Genomic DNA, 20,780 nt, shown 5'->3' with positions numbered 1-20,780 from the left:
GGCTCGAACGTTGTCGATACGTTCGAGCCCACAGTCGCGTCACGGGATTTAAGTCACGGAATCTGTATCACGGGGTCGTGAGTGCGGATCCCGTTGCTGCGGTGACCTCTTCGGAAGTGACACCGGGTGCGAGCTCGGCCAGTGCGAGGGTACCGTCGCCGACGACGTCGATGACGGCGAGGTTGGTGATGATGCGATTCACGACGCCCTGTCCGGTCAACGGCAGAGTGCATGCGTCGAGGATCTTCGGGTTTCCGTCGCGGTCGGTGTGTTCCATGACGACGATGACGCGCCGGGCACCGTGCACGAGGTCCATCGCACCGCCCATGCCCTTGACCATCTTGCCGGGCACCATCCAGTTGGCGAGGTCGCCGGTGCGTGAGACCTGCATACCGCCCAACACGGCGGTGTCGATGTGGCCGCCGCGGATCATGCCGAAGCTCAACGACGAATCGAAGTACGCGGCACCGGGATTGACGGTGACCGTCTCCTTGCCCGCGTTGATGAGATTGGCATCGACCTCGTCCTCGGTGGGGTACGGCCCGGTGCCGAGGATGCCGTTCTCCGAATGCAGGGTGACCTTGACCGCGTCGGTGAGGTACCCCGGGATCAACGTCGGCAGTCCGATGCCGAGATTGACGTACTCCCCGTCGACCATTTCCGCTGCGGCGCGTTCGGCCATCTGGTCGCGTGTCCACCCTGTATTCATGCGCGAACTCCTGAACTGACGGTGCGCTTTTCGATGCGCCTGTCCTGTGGCCCGGTGTGCACGACACGTTGGACGAATACTCCGGGAAGATGTACGTGGGCCGGATCGATCTCGCCCGGCTCGACGAGATTCTCGACCTGCGCGATGGTGATCTTCCCGGCCATCGCGGCGAGCGGGTTGAAATTCATCGCGGTCTTGTCGAACACGAGATTGCCTGCGGTGTCGCCGATCTCGGCGTGCACGAGCGCGAAGTCGGCGTTGATCGACTCCTCGAGAACGTAACGCTTGTCGCCGAACACTCGGGTTTCCTTGGGCGGCGACGCGATCGAGACGGAACCATCGGCGTCGTAGCGCCACGGCATTCCGCCGTCGGCGATGGGGCTGCCCACTCCGGCCGGAGTGAAGAACGCGGGAACACCGTTGCCGCCGGCGCGAAGTCGCTCGGCGAGCGTGCCCTGCGGTGTGAGCTCGACCTCCAGTTCGCCGGCGAGGTACTGGCGGGCGAACTCCTTGTTCTCACCGACATACGACGCGGTGACACGGCGAATGCGTCCGGCTGCCAGCAGGATTCCGAGCCCGTAGCCGTCGACGCCGCAGTTGTTGGAGAACACTTCGAGCTCGGTGGCGTCGGTGTTCGCGATGGCCTCGATGAGGGCGTCGGGGATGCCGCACAATCCGAAGCCACCGACCGCGATGGTCGCTCCTCGGCCGATGTCCGCGACCGCCTCGGCGGCGGACGCGTAGGTCTTTCCAGTCACTTGCAGCTCCTGATGTGTTCGTTGAGCAAACGTTGCACCCAGTGAACCTGAGCTGTGCATTTGGATGCGGAGAATGCTGGCTTTTGCTCGTTCGGTGAACGGATGCGGGCTCGGCGTCCACTGAGTGGACGTACTATGGGGAGGTGACCTCAGCGGAAGCCAACGCAAGTGTGATCGGCAAGATCTGTTCGTTGCTGCGCGCGGCGGGAAGCGAGGAGCCGTCGGGTGCCTCGACCACCGCGCTCGCTCGGGCGACCGGTATCGCGCGACCGACTGCACATCGCCTCTTGGCGTCTCTGGCCGACCAAGGGTTCATCGACCGCGACGCCGCCACCGGCCACTGGTCACTGGGCCCGGAGATCTACCTGCTCGGGTCGATGGCGGCATTGCGCTACGACATCACCGACCAGGCTCGAAAGATAGTGCAGGCGTTGGCTGCCGAGAGCGGAGAGAGTGCGTTCCTGTCGGTCCGGCGCGGAGCGGAGACCGTGTGCCTGCTTCGAGTGGAGGGGAGCTTTCCGCTGCGTTCGCACGTGTTGTACGAGGGGATTCGGCTCCCGCTCGGGGTGGCGTCCGCAGGTCTGGCCATTCTCGCTCACCTTCCCGATCGGGAGGTGGACGAGTACCTGGGTGGAGTCGACTTGGTTCCCGAGTGGGGAGAGACGCACTCGGACAACGCGATTCGACATCGAGTGGGACTCACCAGGACAACAGGCTTCGCCGTGAACCCTGGATTGCTGGTGGAGGGCAGCTGGGGTCTCGGTGCTGCCGTGTTCGACCGTGCCGGAGGTCCTGCGTGGGCGCTGAGCCTGACGGGTGTCGAGACGCGATTCCGTGATGATCGACGACGTGAGCTGGGCAAGCTGCTGCTCGACGCCGCCCATCGACTCACCGTGCAACTGGGGGAGCGTCCCAGCCCCGGCTAACTGTCCATCTCTTCGAGAATGTCCGCGGCGTCCTGACTGCCTGCTGTGGCCAACCTCTGCAACTCCTCGCGGTCGCCGCGTTCACCGGCGAGCTCGACGATGATGTCGACGGCATCGCTGCTGCCCGCATCGGCGAGAGAGCGGAGTTCGTCGAGGTCGTTTCGAGAACCTGCGAGTTCGACCAACTGGTCGAGGGCGTCGTGATCGCCCTCGTGTGCCCGAGCTCGCAACTCGGCCATCTCGGACGCCGTGGAATCAGGCTCGCTCATGGGGTGGAGTGTAGAACGACGCGGCGAACAATGGCAGGTCAGTCGCCTGCTGTTCGGCTCCAGCATTCTTGTCGGTGGCCCGGGTTACTGTTCTTCTTGTTCGAACAGGCGTTCTTGTTTCGGCTCACCGGGGGGTGAAAGATGGGTGCTGTACCGACCGTGTCACTGGAGGCGTTGACCGCTGCCGCGCGTGCGGAGAATCGGCAGGCGGCCCGCAAGATCACCGCCTGTTACGAGGTCCATCGGAGCTGGATCACCCTCGACGCCGAACACAAGCATTACAGCCGGTACGGGCGCACCGAAATGGCCGTCGCGTTGGGGTGCTCGGCGACGGTCGCCGAATCGTGGGTTTCCGTCGGTGTCGCTTTGCACACCCGACTCCCACTGCTACGGAAAGCATTCGAGGGCGGGGAGATCGACCTTCCGCGGGTGCGGACGGTGTGCCGGATCCTCGACAACCTCTCCGACGACATAGTCACCTCCGTCGAAGCCGAGGTCGTCGAAGCAGCCCGCCGGTTGTCGCCGGGTCCACTCGAGAAGGAGATCTGGGACATCCTGGTCCGGGTCGCCCCGGAAGAAGCATCAGCGCTGCGGGAGTTCGCGAAGAGGTTCCGGACCGTCACCTACACCCCGGCCGGGGAGCTGGCGCGGATCCGGGCGGAGTTGACCGCTCCGGAAGCTGCCGCTGCGTGGCAGTTGCTCGAGGAGATGGCCGACACCTTGTGCCCGAAAGATCCGCGCGGGAAGAAGGAACGCCTGTGTGATGCGTTCATGGCCCGGATGCACGGTGAACCCCGCTTGGTGTGCCTGTGCCGACGGGAGGACTGCCCCAAGGCGGGTGCGGTGTTGCCCGATCGGCGGGTGCCGTTGACGATGGTCACCGTCGATGTAGCCACCTTGATCGGGTTGCTTGCGAACCCGGCGTATCTGGCCGGGCACGGTTCCATCGATCCTGATCTCGCTCGGGAGTTGGCGCGCAGCAGTCAGTGGCAGATCCTGCTCACCGACGCGGTCACCCTCGCCGAGAAACTCGGGCTGGCTGTGCAGAACCCGGAGACCGGGGAATGGGAACGAACACCGAAAACCCGAGCTCGGGAACAGGACCCAGAGTCGGCAGCGACAGCGGACACGGACACGGACGCGGACTCAGGGACGAACACTGCGTCGGGAAGACGCGCTACCGAGACCCACAGCCGCACCGACAGCAACCCGGAGCCCGAGACCGAGGCCGAGTCGGAACCTGAGACCGAGGCCGAGTCCTGCTTGACCACAAGCACTTCCGATGATGTCGACACCGATGCGACCACTGTCCCGGAGGCGGATCCGTCGGACGGATCCGCTGCGCGCGGTGAGCCTGACATCGAATCAACCACCCCAGCTGCACCGGTGTCGGCAGCTCAATCTGCATCCGACCCGGGAACCGATTCCGGCAGTGACTCCGACGCAGCGCAAGCTCCTGGGCCCATGCTCTCACCGGAGTCCGGCACTGCACCCGACCGAACCGAAACAGGCTCTGCTCCAGAGCGACCCGGGACGGTCCCGCCGACATCAGCACCACCACCGACAACGGGCCCCACGCGAGGAACAATTCTCGCGCCGGAACCGGGGACGGCGACATCACCGACTTCGATGCACGACCAGACGGAGAATCATCAGACGGAGGATCCCGCGGGGGACACCTCTGCCCATTCAGCTCCTTCCGAGACCGAGACCGAGACCGAGACCGAGACCGAGACCGGGGCAGGCGCGGACAGGCAACGGCGGACGCAATCGCTGGCCTCCGCCGCAGCGCTGTTCTGTACCCACACTCCCGTCGGCCGGGGCACACGGCACAGCTCTGCCCTCGACCTGCCCTTCGCAATCCGGCCCAACAACCGCACGATCCACACATCGGTCACCCGCACACCCGGGGGCCTCTATCTCGGCAACGCCTCCCTTGCCGCCGCACTCGAAGCCGCCATCGCCGCCGACCCCACCCTCGGCAAGTCGGTACCCCGCGACCCACTCACCGACCGGGCCCTGATCTACCGACCCGATGCCCTCACCGCCGCAGCGGTCCGGTTCCGCGACAAACACTGCCGCTTCCCCGGCTGCCACCGCCCCGCCGCCCGCTGCCAACTCGACCACGTGAACCCGTTCGACCACAGCAACCCCCTCGGCGGCGGCTGGACCACCGTCAACAATCTGCAGTGCCTGTGCGAGTACCACCACTGCGTCAAGACGGCCGGCTACTGGAAAGCCGTCATGCTCCCCGGCGGAGCGATCCTGTGGACATCGACCTCGAAGACCACCCGAATCACCCTGCCCGCCAACAGCACCGCCGTTCCCATCCTCGGCAACGACCTCAGACCACACATCCCCACCCAACCGAGAAGATCCGGCATCATCGCCTACCCCGACCCGTCAGACAACCAACAGCCCGAGACAGACGACACGGCAGCACCGCCGTTCTAGGCGATGCTGCCGTGGATACCAGAACCCGCTGGGTCAGATCAGGTGCTGAATGTGGTCGCGGGTGAATTCGATGCGCTCGTCTACGCGGCCGTCTCCGACCTTGTTCACCCACTCGGGGTCGGACAGCAGCGCACGTCCGACGGCCACCAGATCGAATTCGTTGTCCTGGAACTGACCGACCAGCGCGTCGAGTCCGGTGACACCGGATGCGGCGTCCTCCGACCATGCCGAGGTGAACACCGAGTCGAGGCCGACCGAACCGACAGTGATCGTCGGAACGCCGGTGAGCTTGCGGGTCCACCCGGCCAAGCCCAGCTTTCCGTCGTTGCCGTCCAGCTCCGGGAATGCCGGATCCCAGTGGCGACGGGTCGAGGCGTGCAGGATGTCCACTCCGGCGTCGACCAGGGGAGTCAGGACTCGTCCGAGTTCCTCGGGGTTCTGTGCGATCCTGGCGTCGAAGTGATTGCTCTTCCACTGCGAGAATCGGTACACGATGGCGAAGTCCTCGCCCACCGCGGCGCGGATCGCGGCGACGACTTGCGCCGGGAAGCGCGTCCGAGCTTCGAGGGAACCGCCGAACTCGTCGTCGCGTACGTTGGTTGTGGCCCAAAGGAATTCGTCGAGCAGATACCCGTGCGCGCCGTGCAGCTCCAGGCCGTCGAAACCGGTGTTCTTCGCGTTGACCGCGGCCTGTACCCACTGCGAGGTGAGTTCGTCGAGGTCGGTGTCGGTGAATGCTCGACCCACCGAAGAACCGTCGAGTGCAATCCCCGACGGGCTGACGGTAGTGACGTCCGGGAACAGGCGGGGTTCGGTGCCGCGCTCGACGCCGAGGTGCCACAGCTGCGGGATGATGGCGCTGCCCTCGGCGTGCACGGCGTCGACGACGCCCTTCCAGCCCTCGAGGCTGGCGTCACCGTAGATTCGCGGGACGCGGGTGTGAGGGCCGGCTGCGGGATCGGGAATGTAGGTGCCCTCGGTGATGATGAGGCTCGTGCCACCGGCAGCGCGTTTGCGGTAGTACTCGGCCACATCGGGACCGGGGACGCCGTCTGGGGAAAAAGCGCGCGTCATCGGGGCCATGGCGAAGCGGTTGCGCAGCTTCAGCGATTTGACCTCGAACGGCTCGAAAAGCCCGGCGGTGGACAGATGCTGTGTTGTGGATGCAGTTTCGGTCACGCCTGCGGGCAACCTGCATCGACACCGAGCTATTCCCGACGCGAGGCTGTTAGCGTCGAAGCCTTATGAGCCCTTCGCCGCTGATCTCTGCCGCCGAACTGCACGACCTCTTCGAGATGGGGCGCGGCCCGGTCCTCCTCGACGTCCGATTCACGCTCCTCACCGGCAGCGACCGAGCCGGATACGAAGCCGGCCACATCCCGAACGCGCAATTCGTGGACCTCGACGCGGAGCTGGCGGCTCCGCCGGACAGTCGCGGACGCCACCCGTTGCCCGACGCCGAGACGTTCGTCGCAGCGATGCGCGGCGCCGGGGTCGACGACGACTCCTCCGTGGTGGTCTACGACGCAGGCCCAGCAACCGCCGCGGCGCGCGCGTGGTGGCTGCTGCGCTACTTCGGGCACCGCGACGTTCGGGTCCTCGACGGTGGCCTCGCCCAGTGGGTCGCAGCCGGATTTCCGATCGGGACCGAGCCGTCGATAGTGGCGGCCGGATCGTTCACCGCCCGACCATCGCTCGCACGCGTCCTCGATGTCGACGATGTGCTCGACTTCGCGCAGAACAACATCCTGCTCGACGCCCGCGCACCCGAACGGTTTCGTGGAGAAGTGGAGCCGGTGGATCCCGTCGCCGGTCACATCCCCGGTGCGGTCAATCGTCCGACGACCGAGAACGTCGATGCGGATGGGCGTTTCCTGCCTCCCGAGGTACTCGATGGCACATTCGGTGGACTCGTACCCGAGGGGAAGGACGTCGCCGTCTACTGCGGATCGGGGGTTACTGCGGCACACCAAATTCTCGCGCTCGAGTTGGCGGGCATCGATGCGGCGTTGTACCCGGGGTCGTGGTCGGGATGGATCACCGATCCGGCGCGCCCACGGGCGTGAGACACGTGCCCTGAGCAGCGAATTCATGCAACCAGGGTTGAACTTGAAACTGACTTCAACTATACCTGGGGCATGAAGGTTGAAGGCAGAGTTGCCATCGTCACCGGGGGTGGTGGCGGAATCGGCGGTGCCATCGCTGCCCGGCTCACCGAACACGGGGCACGCGTCGTCGTCTCCGACCTCGACGAGTCCACGGCCCGGTCCGTGGTCGACGCCATCGAACGCGATCGGCCGGGAACGGCCGTTGCCGCTGCGGCGGACGCGTCGAACAGCGAGGACATTCGACGGCTGATCGCGGTGGCCGAGGATTCGTTCGGACCCGTCGATCTCTACTTCGCCAACGCAGGCATCAGCGGCGCACCCGGACTCGACGCCGCCGAGCAGGACTGGGACCTCTCGTTCGACGTCAACGTGCGCGCGCACATTCGCGCCGCGCAGTTGCTGGTGCCGGGTTGGCTCGAACGCGGCGAGGGCTACTTCGTCAGCACCGCGTCCGCGGCCGGTCTGCTCACCCAGATCGGCTCGGCGACCTACGCGACCACCAAGCACGCGGCGGTCGGATTCGCCGAATGGATGAACGTCACCTACGGCAACCGTGGCATCCGCGTCAGCTGCCTGTGCCCGATGGGTGTCAACACCAAACTGCTCTACGAGGGACGTGAATCCGGAGATGCATTGGGAGCGGCGGCAACTGCCGCGGTTCTCAGTGCCGGTGCCGTGCTCGAACCGCTCGACGTCGCCGATGTGGTGCTCGACGCAATGGACCGCGAGCAGTTCCTGATCCTGCCGCACGAGAACGTACTGGACATGTACCGCAACAAGGGTGCCGATTACGACCGGTGGTTGCGCGGCATGCGTCGCTACCAGGACAGCCTGCTCGACAACAACCGATAGGGGCCCACCGTGGCATTTTTCGAGACCTCCGACCGCGCGAAGAAGTACGAGTCGGATCTGTTGCAGTTCATGGACTCTCACATCTATCCGGCCGAGGCAGTGTACGAGCAGCAGATGCTCGAGTCGGGTGACCCACACTTTCAGCCGCCGATCATCGAGGACCTGAAGAAGGAAGCGCGCTCGCGTGGACTGTGGAATCTGTTCCACCCGCATCCCGAGTGGGGCCCGGGCCTGACCAACCTCGAATACGCACCGCTGGCCGAGATCATGGGCCGCAGCCTGCTCGCTCCCGAGGCATGCAACTGCAACGCTCCGGACACCGGCAACATGGAGGTGTTCACGCTCTTCGGCACCGACGAGCACAAAGAGAAGTACTTGAAGCCGTTGCTGGACGGCACCATTCGTTCTGCCTTCGCGATGACCGAGCCCGACGTGGCCAGCTCCGATGCCACCAACATCGCGATGAAGATGGAGCGCGACGGTGACGATTTCATTCTCAACGGGCGCAAGTGGTGGACGTCCAATGCGATGCACAAGAACTGCAAGGTGCTCATCGTGATGGGCAAGACCGATCCCGAGGCGGCCACGCACCGCCAGCAGTCGATGCTGGTGGTACCCATCGACGCACCCGGTGTCACGGTGCTGCGCAACCTGCCGGTGTTCGGGTACATCGACCGCGAAGGCCACGCCGAGGTGCTCTTCGAGGACGTGCGGGTGCCGGCGAAGGATGTGCTGAAGGGACCGGGTGAGGGCTTCGCCATCAGCCAGGCCCGCTTGGGGCCGGGCCGTATCCACCACGCCATGCGCACCATCGGCGTGGCAGAACGTGCGCTCGAATTGCTGTGTCGCCGTGCGGTATCGCGCGTGACGTTCGGCAAGCCGGTGGCGATGCGCTCGAACATTCAGGACTGGATCGCCGAGGCGCGCATCGAGATCGAGAAGACCAGGTTGCTCACGTTCAAGGCCGCGTACCTGATGGACACCGTCGGGAACAAGGAAGCGCGCACGGAGATCGCAGCGATCAAGGTTGCGGCACCCGAGATGGCGCTGAAGATCATCGATCGTGCCATCCAGGTTCACGGCGGTGGCGGAGTGTCCAACGACTTCCCGCTCGCGATGATGTACGCGCACATCCGTACGCTGCGGCTCGCCGACGGTCCGGACGAGGTGCACAAGATGTCTATCGCGAAGATGGAGCTGAAGAAGTACCTGTGAAGGTAGCCCACCGTAGCAAGGTGAGCCTGTGCTAACTTCTGCGGATGAAACGGACATTCCTGGGGTGTGTGCTCGTTCTGACAACCGCGTCGGCGCTGGTCGCGTGCAGTAGCGGGGCAGCCGACGACGCCGGAACCGATGCCCGCACCGTCACGATCGACACACTTGCCGGGCCGACACAGATCACGGGGACGCCGGAGCGCATAGTCGCCTTCGGGCAGCAGTGGGTCGACGCGCTGCTGGAATTCGATGTGCAACCCGTCGGGTACGTCTCTGCCGGATCGAACGGCGACGAACGTGGGCTCTACCCCTGGCAGTCGGCAGTGAGTTCCGATGCCGAGATGCTCGATCCGGCTGCAGTCGGCCAGATGGACGGTGCGGTGCCGACCGAGCAGATCGCGGCGCTGCAGCCGGATCTGATCTTGGTGTCGGGGATCGCGTCGATCGAACCGTATGAAGGTCTGGCGGATTTCGCACCGACAATCTTGCCCAAGTCGGACAGGGTCGAGACCTGGGAATCGCAGATCGAGACCCTTGGCCTTGTGCTCGATCGGGAAGACGACGCTCGGCGAATCATCGACGAGGGCCACGCCGTCACCGACGACATCAAGAAGGACTATCCGGGACTCGACGGAAAGACAGCGGTGCTCTCTCAGTTCGTCTTCGACTCCCAGCAGCTTGCTGTCGTCGCAGACCCCGAAGACGGCGCTGCCCAAGTGTTCGGCAGCATCGGGCTCAGTGTGCCGCAGAGTCTGGTCGATTCACCCGACATCTCGCACGGACGCATCGTGCTCAGCCCCGAGCGTCTCGACGTGTTGACGGCCGATCTGGTCGTGATGCTTCCCAACGGGGGAACGCGGGAAGACCTGGAGAAGCTTCCGGGATTCTCGACTCTGCCTGCGGCGGCGGGTGGTGGAGTAGCCGTGGTGGACTACGCTACGGTCGTCGGTTTCAATACACCGTCGAAGGCGTCGGTCGAGCACTCGCTGAACAAGATTCGGCCACAACTCGAGGCGGTGGCGACTTAGCTCCGGGGTGACCAAGCCGGGTCCCGGCCGATGAACGCCATCAGCTTGTCCTGTGGGGATGCGTCGTCGGCGACAGGGACGGCGGGGCCGTACTGCCCACTGTCCCGCAACATCTGCTCCATCGGTCGCATGGCCTCCAGGGCTACAGCGCAGCGCTCCTGACCCAGATCAGGCTCTCGGCCAAGGGCTTTCGCCAGGTCCCAGGAGTGCATCCAGACGTCGGCGGTATAGAACATCTCGATCGCCTTGTCCACCGGCATGTCTCCGGTGTGCGGGTTGCTCAGAATCCGGCCGGCGGGGTCGTCGAGAATTGCTTGGATGTCGGCGACGTGCTGGGTCCAGGCCGCGGCCGGGTCGGCTTCGACGTCCAGGGTCTGCAGTTCGATACCGGCCCCGCCGGCGAGAAAACCGCGAGACCACACGATCAGGTGCTTCACGACATCGATTGCGGCCCAGCCCGATACCGGGCTCGGGCGTGACCAGTCCTCGGGCGACGCGGATAGGACGAGTGCGGTGAAGGCTGCCGCGTCCTGCATGTGCTGCTGGGCCGGACCTGAGCTGTGCCCGAGCAGCTCGTCGAGCTTGTCGTAGCCCTCCTTCACGCCTACGTCCATTCCACTGGAGAGCATGCCGTCGCGAGAGGCGAAGTCCGACATCACACTGAGCACTCTGAGCAGCGTGCCCCCGCCCTCTCGGTTCTCGAACGTGAGCGTCTCGAGCGCGACCGAATCTGGCTGGCCCTCGTAGGTGAAGGTCCACACGATGCGTTCGTTCGGGCGCACCTCGTGGAAGCTGCCGAAGAAGGAGGCAATTTCCTCACCGTCACGGTCGTTGGCGAACGCCCACGCGCCTCCGGTGTGGCCATGCCACTTCAGGATTCGGGTCGTCAACGATCGCGGACCAACCCACTGGCGATACAGCTCGGGGTCGATGTGAGCGCGAAACACCCGCTCCGGTGCCGCATCGAACTCTCGAATGATCTCGATCGTGGGGACTTTCTCGTCCGCAACGATCTCGGTTTCGTGCGCGGTCATGACACTTCCTTCGTCTCGGTGGTCTTGTCGTCTGCGATGGTTTCCAGCAGGGCATCGAGGCGTCGATACCGTTGCTCTGCTTCCTGGCGATAACGCTCGATCCATTTCGTCATCAGGCCGAACACCTCGGCGTCGAGATGCACCGGACGACGCTGGGCATCCTTGCTGCGGGTGACCAATCCGGCCGCTTCGAGCACCTTCACGTGCTTCGACACCGCTTGCAGGCTGATGTCGTACGACTCGGCCAGCTCGCTGACGTTCGCATCCGCCCCGGCGAGTCGAGCGACGATGTCGCGTCGCGTCGGGTCGGCCAAGGCCGCGAACGTCCTGTTGAGCTGCTCTGTTCGATCGTCCATGGTGTCCTCGCTGTGTGGTGCCGCCGAGAATAGGCCGCCCGCCGAACGTAGTCAACCAATTGGTTGATAAAGGGATCGCCTACTCCGGTCTTATGAGCGTCGGTGATGACATGGTGCGAGACGTGTTCTCATGCTCCGGGCCATCCGCTACGGGTGGCCATCGACGGAGTGACGGCTTCCGGTAAGTCCACGTGCGCACGATGGCTTGTGGATGCTGTTGCAGCACATGGTCGTCCGTCCATACATGTGACGATGGACGGTTTTCATCACCGGCGCGCCCACCGTTACCGACAGGGTCGGGCGTCGGCCCTCGGCTACTACCGGGATGCCTACGACTTCGACGCGCTCCGAACACACGTGCTGATTCCGTTGGGGCCGAACGGAAGCAATGCCATTCGGCGGCGGATCATCGATCTGGTGACGGACGAGCCGGTGGAAGATCCGCCTGAGCCGGTGCCTACCGACGCGATCGTCGTGGTGGACGGAACATTTCTCCATCGGCCGCCGCTGCCCGACTACTGGGACTACACCGTCTTCGTCGACACCCCCAAGGAACTCGCGCGAGCCCGAGGTGTCGCCAGGGATGCGTATGCGCTCGGCGGCACGGAAGCGGCAGGTAGGGCCTTCGATCAGCGTTATCACGCGGCGTGCCGGATCTATCTCGACGAGGTGGGTCCACGCGAGCGAGCTACTCGGGTGCTTCCGGGTATTGACAGCCTGCTGTCAATGGGGTGATGATTGACAGCATACTGTCAATCGATGCGAGGACGTTCCGATGACCACCATTGCGCTCTATGCCACCGACACCATGGCCGACTGGGAGTACGGATACCTCATCGCCGGACTTGCCATGGCCCGTGAACAAGACCCGGAAGCCAACCGGCTGATCATCGCCTCCGAGGCCGGGGAGGCTGTCACAACGATGGGAGGTGTCCGCATCGTTCCCGACGTCTCGGTCGCCGATCTTCCGACCCTCGATGCCCTGATTCTGCCCGGTGCGGACACTTGGAACTCCGGGCACGACACGGTTCTGACGCTGGCCGCCGAACTGGTTGCGGCGGGGAAACCGATCGCGGCGATTTGCGGTGCCACCTACGGGCTCGCCCGGACCGGACTGCTCGACAACAGGCCGCACACCTCGAATGCAGCCGAGTTCCTCACGCAAGCAATCGAATACCGCGGTGCCGAGCATTATCGGGACGACCGAGCGGTGTCCGACGGCACAGTGATCACCGCGGGAGGCGTGAACCCGCTCGAGTTCGCGAAGCTGGTATTCGAGCGGTTGAACGTGTTTCCGCAGCCCGTCGTCGATGCCTGGTACGGCCTCTACAAGACGGGGGATCGCAAGTACTACGACCAGCTCGTGAACGCATGAAGCGGCGCACACCCGAGGGCGATGCGCTGACAGAGTTGGTGTTGCCCGTCTTCGAGCTCAACGGCGAATTTCTCGCTGCCGCACACGACATCACCGAGCCGACGGGTCTGACGCCGGCGTGGTGGCAGGTTCTCGGTGCCACCCTGGACGAGCCGTTGTCGGTCGCCGACATCGCGCGACGCGTCGGGCTCGGGTTGGCGCGGCAGAGCGTGCAGCGGACGGCAAACCTGTTGGTGGACAAAGGTTGGGCCGTCTACGTCGACAACCCGAACCACAAGCGCGCAAAGCTGTTGGAACCCACTCCCAAGGGGCGGGACACCGTTGCACAGCTGCGGGATGCGCAACATGCATGGTCCGATGCCGTGGGAGCCGCTGTGGGAGAGAGTGAACTGCGTGCCTTCTCCGCCACCCTCGGCAAGATCCTGGCGGCATCCCGGGACTATCGCGGCGGCAGTGCATAATTCGGGCATGGCTGCGCTCGGGGTACTGCTGACCGGATTGCTGGCAGGATTGTCGATGCAGCCGGACGGGATCGATATCCTCGGCGACACCGGCTTCGGCGGGGTGCTGTTCTCCAGTGGCGGCGGAGGAGTCGCGGTGGCAGTGATTCTGGCGTCGGGTCTGGCGATGTTCGTTCGTCGGCGCACTATTCTGGCCGGCCTGTCCATCGCCGCTGCTGTCGCCATCGGCGGCTCGGTGCTGCTGCTCTCGTCCGACTTCGTCGAGGTGGTGGCAGGCGGAGTTCTGTTGGGATGCAGCGCAGTACATGCCAATCGCGAACGAGTTCGTCAGGCGCTGCTGGCCGCGTCGTTCGTTCTCGGACTGCTCAGCACAGGCGCGATCGAAGCGTTGCAGTACTCAGGCATTCCACGGCGTTACGCCGACTACCTCGCCGAATCCGAGCTGGGTACACCGGTGGTCGTGCCGGTGCTCTGCGTGCTCGTGGTGTTGGCAGCGGCGTGGGCGGCTCGCGTCGAAAGCCAGGCCCGCAGCCCGGCCACCGATCGTGGTGTTCGCACGGTCTCGGCGATACTGCTGGTGGCGATCGGTGGGCTATTGCTCGATATGTTGTTCGGGCACAGCGTGTTCCATGGTGAGTACGGGTTCAGTGGCCGGTGGTATTTCGGTCTCTTCGTCGTACCCGTGTTGTTCGGGGCGGCCGGCTTGCTGCCGGGTCGCGGTGGCGTGACGGTTCTCGCCGGAACGGCCGTGTTGCTCGCCTCGACCACCACGTCGGGGGTGGGGATCAGTGCCTCGGACTGGGTCTGGACACTCGGACTCGTGGCCGTCATCGCACTGTCGGTTGTGGCCGGCGCGGCACTCGGATTGCGTTGGGGGCGTCCGATGGTCGGTGTCGGAGTTCTGGCGGTGGTCTGCGCGACGGCACTGTTCGCGCAGCCGCCGCTGGACAACGTTCACTATGTGGCGTCTCTGATCGTGTTTCCGGCTGCTACGGCCTACCTCTACGTGGCGTGCACACCCGCCGACCCTGCACCGGCGACCCTCGGCCTCGCGGTGCCGGTCGCGATCACCGTGCCGATGGTGGTCACCTACGGCTGGACGGCGTATACGCCGCTGACGTCTGTCGTGCACAGTAGTTGGCCCAGCACCGAGCTGTGGTTGTCGACCGGTGCGGCCGTCGTGACGGTCGTCCTCTGCGGCGTCGGGATGTGGGCTCTCGGTCGTCGGCCACTATCGAACTGACCACCGGAGTACCGTTTTCTGTATGGCTTACAGATACCTCGGAAACAGTGGACTGAAGATTTCGGAGATTACCTACGGCAACTGGTTGACGCACGGATCGCAGGTGGAGAACGACATCGCAACCCAGTGCGTGCGCGCGGCGCTCGATGCGGGCATCACCACCTTCGATACCGCCGACGTGTACGCCAACGGGGCGGCAGAGACCGTCCTCGGTGACGCGCTGAAGGGCGAGCGTCGGGAATCGCTGGAGATTTTCACCAAGGTCTACTTCCCAGTCGGGCCCAAGGGTCCCAACGACACCGGACTCTCGCGCAAGCACATCCTCGAAGGCATCGACGCCTCGCTGCGTCGGCTCGGCACCGACTACGTCGACCTCTACCAAGCGCATCGCTACGACGTCGAGACCCCGCTCGAAGAGACCATCGCCGCCTTCGGTGACGTCGTCCGCCAGGGAAAGGCGCTCTACATCGGCGTCTCCGAATGGACCGCCGACCAGCTCCGGGCCGGTCAGGAACTCGCCCGGCAGAACGGCTTCTCGATCATCTCGAACCAGCCGCAGTACTCGGCGCTGTGGCGCGTCATCGAGGATCAGGTGATCCCGACGTCGAAGGAACTGGGCATCTCGCAGATCGTCTGGTCGCCCATCGCCCAGGGCGTGCTCACCGGAAAGTACCTCCCCGGTCAGCCTTTGCCCGACGGCTCTCGCGCCAAGGACGACAAGGGCGGCGACAAGATGATCGCGCGCTACCTCGACGATCAGACGCTCACCCGAGTGCAGCAGCTGAAGCCGATCGCCGACGATCTCGGAATCACCATGGCGCAGTTGGCCGTTGCGTGGGTACTGGCCAACGACAACATCGCCGCCGCACTCGTCGGGGCCTCCCGCCCCGAGCAGATCGCCGAGAACATCAAGGCCTCCGAGGTCACTCTCGACGCCGACGTGCTCGCGAAGATCGACGATGCGCTGGGCGATTCCGTCGAGCGTGACGCGGGTAAGACGGGCTCGCCCGAGGCGCGCCTGGTCTAGTGCCCACGGCAGTGGTGCGGTCGAGTGCCGCAAAGGGCACTCGCTCGCGCCACTGCCGAAGGCCCTGTAATAAGGACGTATGGACACGATCACCGTCGATACACCTCAGGGCCAGGTTCGCGGTCGGACCGACGCAGGCATCATCTCGTTCCTCGGAGTTCCGTACGCCGAGGCCCCGTTCGGGCCCCGCCGATTCCAGGCACCCTCGCCGCCGCCGACCTGGAACGGCGTGCGCGACGCCCTCGAGCTCGGGGCCACCGTCCCCAAGGTGGGCTACCGGCCGCCGACCAGCGAGATCCTCAGCGAGCCGGTGGTACCCGGCGAAGAGTGCCTCAACGTCAACGTCTTCACCCCCGACGTCGCGGGATCGGCACCGGTCTTCGTCTGGATCCACGGCGGCGCATTCGTCAACGGCAGCAATGCCATTCCCACGTACGACGGTTCCGCATTCGCCCGGGACGGTGTCGTCGCCGTGGTGATCAACTACCGCCTCGGAGTCGACGGTTTCGCGCTGATCGACGGTGCCCCGGCCAATCGCGGAATGCTCGATCAGGTCGCAGCCCTCGAATGGGTACGTGACCACATCGCCTCCTACGGTGGCGACCCCGCGCAGGTGACCATCGCGGGGGAGTCGGCCGGTGCGATGAGCGTCGGCACCCTGATGTCGATGCCCGGTGCCGAGGGACTTTTCCACCGGGCGATTCTGCAGAGCGGAGCCGGGCACCACGTCATCACCGCCGAGACAGCCGCAAAGGTCTCCGCGGCGTTGGCCGCCTCGCTCGGCGTCGAGGCCACGGTCGACGGCCTGGGTTCGGTACCGGTGGACGCGTTGGTCGACGCTCAACGCGAACTGTCGGATCGGATCACTGCCGAGGCCCCGACCGGAGCGTGGGGTGAGCTGGCCCTGAACGTGATGGCCTTCGAACCGTACATCGACGGCGATATCGTTCCAGCACTGCCCTTTTCGCGTATCGGCGACGGCGCGAGCGCACAGGTGGACGTGTTGATCGGGACCACCAGCGAAGAGCACGCCTTCTTCATCGTCCCGGCCGGGCTGGTCCCGCACCTCACCGAGGACTACGTGAAGATGGTCCTCGCCGGGTACCGAGCCGATGCGTCGGCGCTGGAGAAGTACCGCGAACAGTTGCCCGACGCCTCTGCCGGCGAGTTGATGATCGCAGTCATGACCGACTGGTTCTTCCGTATCCCGGCGACGCGTCTGGTCGAAGCCCGCTCGGGTAACGCCTTCGTCTACGAATTCACCTGGCGCTCATCGCTGTTCGACGGAGCCCTCGGTGCCTGCCACGCACTCGAGATCCCGTTCGTATTCGACATGTTGCACAAGCCCGAGACCTCGCGCATCACGGGACCGAACCCGCCGCAGCAGGTGGCCGACCGGATGCACCGCGCCTGGGTCGACTTCGTGCGCGACGGCACTCCCGGCTGGGACTCGTACGGCACCGACCGCGCCGTGATGATGTTCGGCAACGAGCCCGGCGTCGCCCTCGACCCGAGGCCGGCGACACGCGCGGTGTGGGACGGGGTGCGCTGACCTCCGCTCCACAACCTCCGAACGTCGTCTGCGAGGCCTCCCGCCGTCGGGTTAATCTCGGATATGCGCAGATTCCTTCCCGGTTTCGGTTCGAGTTCTCCGGCCCCCGCGCGGCCTGCTCGCGTCGTGGTGGTCGGAGGCGGCTTCGGCGGATTCAACGCTCTTCAGCGGCTGACGAAGCTGCTGGGGCCCGACCGCGCCGTGCTGACGTTGGTGGCTCCCACCGACTACCTGCTCTACAGTCCGCTGCTGCCCGAGGTAGCCACTGGTGTGCTCGATCCGCGGGACATCGCCGTCTCCACTCGTCAGGCACTGCCGGGCGTCAAGTTGGTGCTCGGTCACGTCACCACCGTCGATTTCGAGGCGCGCGAGCTGACGGTGACCGGCCCCGACGGTGACTCGACGCTCGAGTGGGACAAGCTGATACTCGCGCCCGGTTCGGTGACCAAGCAGTTCGACATCCCCGGCGTCGACGAGCATGCGTACGGGCTCAAGACGTTGAGCGAGGCCGTCTACATCCGCAACCATGTGCTCGCGCAACTCGACGCGGCCGATGCCCTGCCCGACACCCCGGAAGGCCGGAGCGAACGCGCCGAGCGGTTGACCGTGGTCGCCGTAGGTGCGGGCTACACCGGCACCGAATTCGTTGCCCAGATGCAGAATTGGGTTCGCGGTATCGCATCCCGATGGGCGACCGTCGACCCCGACGAGGTGCGCTGGGTGCTCGTCGACGTGGCCGACGCGGTACTTCCCGAGCTCGGTGAGCGACTCGGTCGAGAAGCGCTCGCCGTGCTCGCCGACAGGGGTGTGGACGTGCGGCTCGGTGTGTCGGTCGCCTCGGCCACCGCAACGTCGGTGACGCTCACCGACGACGAGGTCATTCCGTCCCGAACTCTGGTCTGGGGAGCAGGCGTCGCACCGAGCCCTCTCATCGCGCAGCTGGGTCTACCGACAGCGGGCGGACGCCTCGTCGTCCGAGCGGACATGACCGTCCCCGACGTATCGGACGTCTGGGCGATCGGCGACGCGGCCGCAGTCCCCGACCTCGCCGCCGACCCGTCGAAGCCGACACCTCCGACGGCTCAGCACGCCCAGCGGCAGGGCGTTGCCGTTGCACGCAATGTCGCGGCGTCGATGGGCGTCGGGCAGGCACGTCCGTACAAGCACAAGGATCTGGGGTTGGTCGCCGACCTCGGCGGATTCGACGGTGTCGCAAAACCACTCGGCATTCCGCTGACCGGACCTGTGGCGAAGTTTGTCGCGCGCGGATATCACCTCTACGCGTTGCCGACGGTCTCCGCCCGAGTGCGGGTGGCGACGGACTGGCTGTATTCCTCGGTGCTGCCGACACGGGTCGTCAACCTCGCGCAGGTGCGATCCGAGGATGCGCTGATCAAGAAGGCTCAGGCAATCGATCTGTACGACTAGAGCGGCTGCGCCGCACGTGAGCGGAAGTTCGTAGCAGGCTACGAACTTCCTCTCACATCAGTCACCGCAGGTGATGCACTTCCTGCAACCCGTAGACCGGGGTGTCGATGCCCTCGTAGCGCGCCTTGATCTGCAGTGCCAGGTACAGCGAATAGTGCCGGGACTGATGCAGATTGCCGCCGTGGAACCAGAAGTTCTCCTGCTGCGTCGGCTTCCACATGTTGCGCTGCTCGCCCTCCCACGGACCGGGATCCTTGGTGGTGTTCGAGCCGAGTCCCCAGCACTTGCCGACCTTGTCCGCGGTCTCCTGGTCGATCAGATCGGCGACCCAGCCGTTCATCGAGCCGTAGCCGGTGGCGTAGACGATGAGATCCGCCGGAAGCTCGGTGCCGTCGTCGAGTACGACGCCGGTCTTGCTGATCCGTTCCACCTGTCCGGCAACGAGTTTGATCTTCCCGTCCGCGACCAGCTCGGATGCGCCGACGTCGATGTAGTAGCCCGAGCCGCGGCGCAGGTATTTCATGAACAACCCGGATCCGTCGTCACCGAAGTCGAGTTGGAACCCGGCCTTCTCCAGCCGGTCGTAGAAGTCCTTGTCCTGCTCCGCGATCTGCTGATACACCGGAATCTGGAACTCGTGCATGATCCGATAGGGCAAGGAGGCGAACGTCAGATCGGCCTTGCCCGTGGTCATTCCGGACTCCACGGCCCGCTCGGAGTACAGATCTCCCAGCGCGATCTCGCACAGTGAATCGGACTTGACGATGTGCGTCGACGAGCGCTGCAGCATCGTCACGTCGACGCCCGTCTCGTACAGTGCCTTGCAGATGTCGTGCGCAGAATTGTTGGAACCGACCACCACGACGCGCTTGCCGACATACGCGTCGGGACCGGGGTGTTCGCTGGAATGATGCTGCTCGCCCTCGAACTCGTCCATGCCGGGGAAGTTCGGAACATTCTTCTTGCCGGACATTCCGGTAGCCATCACCAACTGCTTGGGCCGCAGAATCACTTCCTCACCGTCGCGATCGACGACGACCGTCCACTCCTTCGCCACCTCGTCGTAGGTGGCGGACTTCGCGGTGGTCTTGCTCCAGTACGGCACCTCCATGACCTTGGTGTACATCTCGAGCCAGTCGCCGATCTTGTCCTTCGGCGCGAACACCGGCCAATTCGGCGGGAACGGCAGGTAGGGGAGGTGGTCGTACCAGACCGGATCGTGCAGGCACAGCGACTTGTAGCGTCCGCGCCACTGGTCGCCGGGACGGTCGGCGCGGTCGACGACGATCGCGGGCACACCGAGCTGCCGGAACCGCGCGCCCAGAGCGATGCCGCCCTGGCCTCCGCCGATCACGAGGGCGTACGGCTGCACGCTGTAGCCCAGCTCGGACTCCTCGATCTCCTTCTTCTCCGCCCAGTTCTGGGTGTCGGCATTCGAGCCGTGCACCGCACCCTTGATGCGAGTCCTGCCCTGCCGTTCCTCGTATCCCTTGAGCTCCTGCATCGTGGTCAGCAACGTCCAGGCCACGTCGTCGCCCGTGTCCGCGTCCACCGTTAGGCGCAGATGTCCTTTGCCGCGGCTCGTGGCGGTCTCGAACTCGATCCACGCCGAGACGACGCCGTCCGCCTCGTCGGGAACCTCGGTGGTGTGAAAGCCCGTCGGATCGGTGTCGTCGAGGCGCTCGGACAGCATGTCGCTGACACCGTCACGGCCTTCGACGGTCTTGAGATTCCAGGTGAACGTCACGAGATCGCGCCAAAAGCTGCTGACGGCGAACATGCCGGCAACGCGGGGGATGTCACGTGCGACCAGGGCTTGCTCGAACTTCGACAGCCAGGCGTCGACCCGTTCCTGCGGGGTGTGCGTGCGGGTGATCTCGATCGGCTCGATGGTCTGGGTCATGAAAACTCCTAGCGATTCGTGGTTCCAGCGATGTGACCCAGCACACTCCTGATGCGGGCAGGGGTCGAGAGTTGCAGTGGGT

20 protein-coding genes are annotated in these 20,780 nt (G+C 65.1%); 13 read left to right on the top strand and 7 right to left on the bottom strand.

What is annotated here, in order from left to right; genetic code table 11:
* Window positions 1-67 precede the first annotated feature (67 nt).
* Together CH273_RS05230 and CH273_RS05225 are read right to left on the bottom strand one after the other, a co-directional pair.
* Window positions 68-709: a 3-oxoacid CoA-transferase subunit B gene (locus tag CH273_RS05230; RefSeq protein ID WP_032395212.1), complete on the bottom strand. Its 642-nt coding sequence runs from the start codon at window positions 707-709 to the stop codon at window positions 68-70.
* Entirely contained in the window at window positions 706-1,467 is a 762-nt protein-coding gene (locus tag CH273_RS05225; RefSeq protein ID WP_032395211.1) for a CoA transferase subunit A, read from the bottom strand. The genes CH273_RS05230 and CH273_RS05225 overlap by 4 nt, the downstream gene beginning before the upstream one ends.
* A gap of 143 nt (window positions 1,468-1,610) precedes the next feature.
* Between CH273_RS05225 and CH273_RS05220 the strand changes: the two genes are divergently transcribed.
* Window positions 1,611-2,393, top strand: a complete 783-nt coding sequence (locus CH273_RS05220; RefSeq protein ID WP_179275427.1) for an IclR family transcriptional regulator — start codon at window positions 1,611-1,613, stop codon at window positions 2,391-2,393.
* Here the strand turns inward: CH273_RS05220 and CH273_RS05215 are convergent.
* Window positions 2,390-2,662 (bottom strand): hypothetical protein, encoded by a 273-nt coding sequence (locus CH273_RS05215; RefSeq protein WP_179275426.1) that lies wholly within the window; start codon window positions 2,660-2,662, stop codon window positions 2,390-2,392. The genes CH273_RS05220 and CH273_RS05215 overlap by 4 nt on opposite strands.
* A 141-nt stretch (window positions 2,663-2,803) precedes the next feature.
* Here CH273_RS05215 and CH273_RS05210 point away from each other — a divergent pair, with 141 nt between their 5' ends.
* Entirely contained in the window at window positions 2,804-5,116 is a 2,313-nt protein-coding gene (locus CH273_RS05210; protein WP_094637963.1) for an HNH endonuclease signature motif containing protein, read from the top strand.
* A 33-nt stretch (window positions 5,117-5,149) separates the two neighbouring features.
* On the opposite strand, the gene CH273_RS05205 is transcribed toward CH273_RS05210, so the two are convergent.
* Window positions 5,150-6,295: an NADH:flavin oxidoreductase gene (locus tag CH273_RS05205; protein ID WP_032395209.1), complete on the bottom strand. Its 1,146-nt coding sequence runs from the start codon at window positions 6,293-6,295 to the stop codon at window positions 5,150-5,152.
* 65 nt (window positions 6,296-6,360) lie between these two features.
* On the opposite strand from CH273_RS05205, the gene CH273_RS05200 reads away from it, so the two are divergent.
* The 4 genes from CH273_RS05200 to CH273_RS05185 all read left to right on the top strand — a co-directional run bounded on the left by CH273_RS05200 (window position 6,361) and on the right by CH273_RS05185 (window position 10,319).
* Entirely contained in the window at window positions 6,361-7,182 is an 822-nt protein-coding gene (locus CH273_RS05200; RefSeq protein ID WP_032395208.1) for a sulfurtransferase, read from the top strand.
* A gap of 72 nt (window positions 7,183-7,254) precedes the next feature.
* Complete coding sequence (locus CH273_RS05195) at window positions 7,255-8,076, top strand: SDR family oxidoreductase (RefSeq protein WP_032395207.1); 822 nt, start codon at window positions 7,255-7,257, stop codon at window positions 8,074-8,076.
* Between the two features lie 69 nt (window positions 8,077-8,145).
* The gene (locus tag CH273_RS05190) at window positions 8,146-9,291 is read left to right on the top strand and encodes an acyl-CoA dehydrogenase family protein (RefSeq protein WP_371828369.1); all 1,146 of its coding nucleotides are present in this window, start codon (window positions 8,146-8,148) and stop codon (window positions 9,289-9,291) included.
* 44 nt (window positions 9,292-9,335) lie between these two features.
* A complete protein-coding gene (locus CH273_RS05185) occupies window positions 9,336-10,319 on the top strand; it encodes an ABC transporter substrate-binding protein (protein WP_082322452.1) in 984 nt (327 codons plus the stop codon).
* On the opposite strand, the gene CH273_RS05180 is transcribed toward CH273_RS05185, so the two are convergent.
* Window positions 10,316-11,353: a TIGR03086 family metal-binding protein gene (locus CH273_RS05180; RefSeq protein ID WP_082322451.1), complete on the bottom strand. Its 1,038-nt coding sequence runs from the start codon at window positions 11,351-11,353 to the stop codon at window positions 10,316-10,318. The two genes, CH273_RS05185 and CH273_RS05180, sit on opposite strands and share 4 nt — an antisense overlap.
* Entirely contained in the window at window positions 11,350-11,709 is a 360-nt protein-coding gene (locus CH273_RS05175) for an ArsR/SmtB family transcription factor (RefSeq protein WP_032395205.1), read from the bottom strand. The genes CH273_RS05180 and CH273_RS05175 overlap by 4 nt, the downstream gene beginning before the upstream one ends.
* 105 nt (window positions 11,710-11,814) lie before the next feature.
* On the opposite strand from CH273_RS05175, the gene CH273_RS05170 reads away from it, so the two are divergent.
* The 7 genes from CH273_RS05170 to CH273_RS05140 all read left to right on the top strand — a co-directional run bounded on the left by CH273_RS05170 (window position 11,815) and on the right by CH273_RS05140 (window position 18,795).
* The gene (locus CH273_RS05170) at window positions 11,815-12,444 is read left to right on the top strand and encodes a nucleoside/nucleotide kinase family protein (protein WP_052049461.1); all 630 of its coding nucleotides are present in this window, start codon (window positions 11,815-11,817) and stop codon (window positions 12,442-12,444) included.
* A 40-nt stretch (window positions 12,445-12,484) separates the two neighbouring features.
* Entirely contained in the window at window positions 12,485-13,084 is a 600-nt protein-coding gene (locus CH273_RS05165; RefSeq protein WP_032395204.1) for a DJ-1/PfpI family protein, read from the top strand.
* Entirely contained in the window at window positions 13,081-13,545 is a 465-nt protein-coding gene (locus tag CH273_RS05160) for a MarR family winged helix-turn-helix transcriptional regulator (protein WP_032395203.1), read from the top strand. The genes CH273_RS05165 and CH273_RS05160 overlap by 4 nt, the downstream gene beginning before the upstream one ends.
* A 7-nt stretch (window positions 13,546-13,552) precedes the next feature.
* Window positions 13,553-14,788, top strand: coding sequence for a hypothetical protein (locus CH273_RS05155; RefSeq protein WP_032395202.1), 1,236 nt, complete (start codon window positions 13,553-13,555; stop codon window positions 14,786-14,788).
* A gap of 22 nt (window positions 14,789-14,810) precedes the next feature.
* Entirely contained in the window at window positions 14,811-15,815 is a 1,005-nt protein-coding gene (locus CH273_RS05150) for an aldo/keto reductase family protein (protein WP_032395201.1), read from the top strand.
* 79 nt (window positions 15,816-15,894) lie between these two features.
* Window positions 15,895-17,367 carry a carboxylesterase/lipase family protein gene (locus tag CH273_RS05145; protein WP_032395200.1) on the top strand — a complete coding sequence of 491 codons (1,473 nt, stop codon included), beginning with the start codon at window positions 15,895-15,897 and terminating at the stop codon, window positions 17,365-17,367.
* A 63-nt stretch (window positions 17,368-17,430) separates the two neighbouring features.
* The gene (locus CH273_RS05140; RefSeq protein WP_052049459.1) at window positions 17,431-18,795 is read left to right on the top strand and encodes an NAD(P)/FAD-dependent oxidoreductase; all 1,365 of its coding nucleotides are present in this window, start codon (window positions 17,431-17,433) and stop codon (window positions 18,793-18,795) included.
* Between the two features lie 61 nt (window positions 18,796-18,856).
* On the opposite strand, the gene CH273_RS05135 is transcribed toward CH273_RS05140, so the two are convergent.
* On the bottom strand, window positions 18,857-20,698 hold the full coding sequence (locus tag CH273_RS05135) for a flavin-containing monooxygenase (protein ID WP_032395198.1): 1,842 nt from the start codon (window positions 20,696-20,698) through the stop codon (window positions 18,857-18,859).
* Window positions 20,699-20,780 lie beyond the last annotated feature (82 nt).

It is taken from the genome of Rhodococcus sp. 05-339-2 (assembly GCF_002258965.1).
In the GTDB taxonomy this organism is placed as follows: domain Bacteria; phylum Actinomycetota; class Actinomycetes; order Mycobacteriales; family Mycobacteriaceae; genus Rhodococcoides.
Note: the sequence above shows the minus strand (reverse complement) of the source record. Positions and strands in the feature narration are given on the sequence as shown.

What these genes read in the sequence shown, in the direction of transcription:
- CH273_RS05155 (WP_032395202.1), top strand. Translation starts at nt 13,553, where the DNA reads ATGGCTGCGCTCGGGGTACTGCTGACCGGATTGCTGGCAGGATTGTCG.
- CH273_RS05160 (WP_032395203.1), top strand. Translation starts at nt 13,081, where the DNA reads ATGAAGCGGCGCACACCCGAGGGCGATGCGCTGACAGAGTTGGTGTTG.
- CH273_RS05165 (WP_032395204.1), top strand. Translation starts at nt 12,485, where the DNA reads ATGACCACCATTGCGCTCTATGCCACCGACACCATGGCCGACTGGGAG.
- CH273_RS05195 (WP_032395207.1), top strand. Translation starts at nt 7,255, where the DNA reads ATGAAGGTTGAAGGCAGAGTTGCCATCGTCACCGGGGGTGGTGGCGGA.
- CH273_RS05200 (WP_032395208.1), top strand. Translation starts at nt 6,361, where the DNA reads ATGAGCCCTTCGCCGCTGATCTCTGCCGCCGAACTGCACGACCTCTTC.
- CH273_RS05140 (WP_052049459.1), top strand. Translation starts at nt 17,431, where the DNA reads ATGCGCAGATTCCTTCCCGGTTTCGGTTCGAGTTCTCCGGCCCCCGCG.
- CH273_RS05210 (WP_094637963.1), top strand. Translation starts at nt 2,804, where the DNA reads ATGGGTGCTGTACCGACCGTGTCACTGGAGGCGTTGACCGCTGCCGCG.
- CH273_RS05145 (WP_032395200.1), top strand. Translation starts at nt 15,895, where the DNA reads ATGGACACGATCACCGTCGATACACCTCAGGGCCAGGTTCGCGGTCGG.
- CH273_RS05170 (WP_052049461.1), top strand. Translation starts at nt 11,815, where the DNA reads ATGACATGGTGCGAGACGTGTTCTCATGCTCCGGGCCATCCGCTACGG.
- CH273_RS05215 (WP_179275426.1), bottom strand. Translation starts at nt 2,662, where the DNA reads ATGAGCGAGCCTGATTCCACGGCGTCCGAGATGGCCGAGTTGCGAGCT.
- CH273_RS05180 (WP_082322451.1), bottom strand. Translation starts at nt 11,353, where the DNA reads ATGACCGCGCACGAAACCGAGATCGTTGCGGACGAGAAAGTCCCCACG.
- CH273_RS05150 (WP_032395201.1), top strand. Translation starts at nt 14,811, where the DNA reads ATGGCTTACAGATACCTCGGAAACAGTGGACTGAAGATTTCGGAGATT.
- CH273_RS05175 (WP_032395205.1), bottom strand. Translation starts at nt 11,709, where the DNA reads ATGGACGATCGAACAGAGCAGCTCAACAGGACGTTCGCGGCCTTGGCC.
- CH273_RS05190 (WP_371828369.1), top strand. Translation starts at nt 8,146, where the DNA reads ATGGACTCTCACATCTATCCGGCCGAGGCAGTGTACGAGCAGCAGATG.
- CH273_RS05135 (WP_032395198.1), bottom strand. Translation starts at nt 20,698, where the DNA reads ATGACCCAGACCATCGAGCCGATCGAGATCACCCGCACGCACACCCCG.
- CH273_RS05185 (WP_082322452.1), top strand. Translation starts at nt 9,336, where the DNA reads ATGAAACGGACATTCCTGGGGTGTGTGCTCGTTCTGACAACCGCGTCG.
- CH273_RS05230 (WP_032395212.1), bottom strand. Translation starts at nt 709, where the DNA reads ATGAATACAGGGTGGACACGCGACCAGATGGCCGAACGCGCCGCAGCG.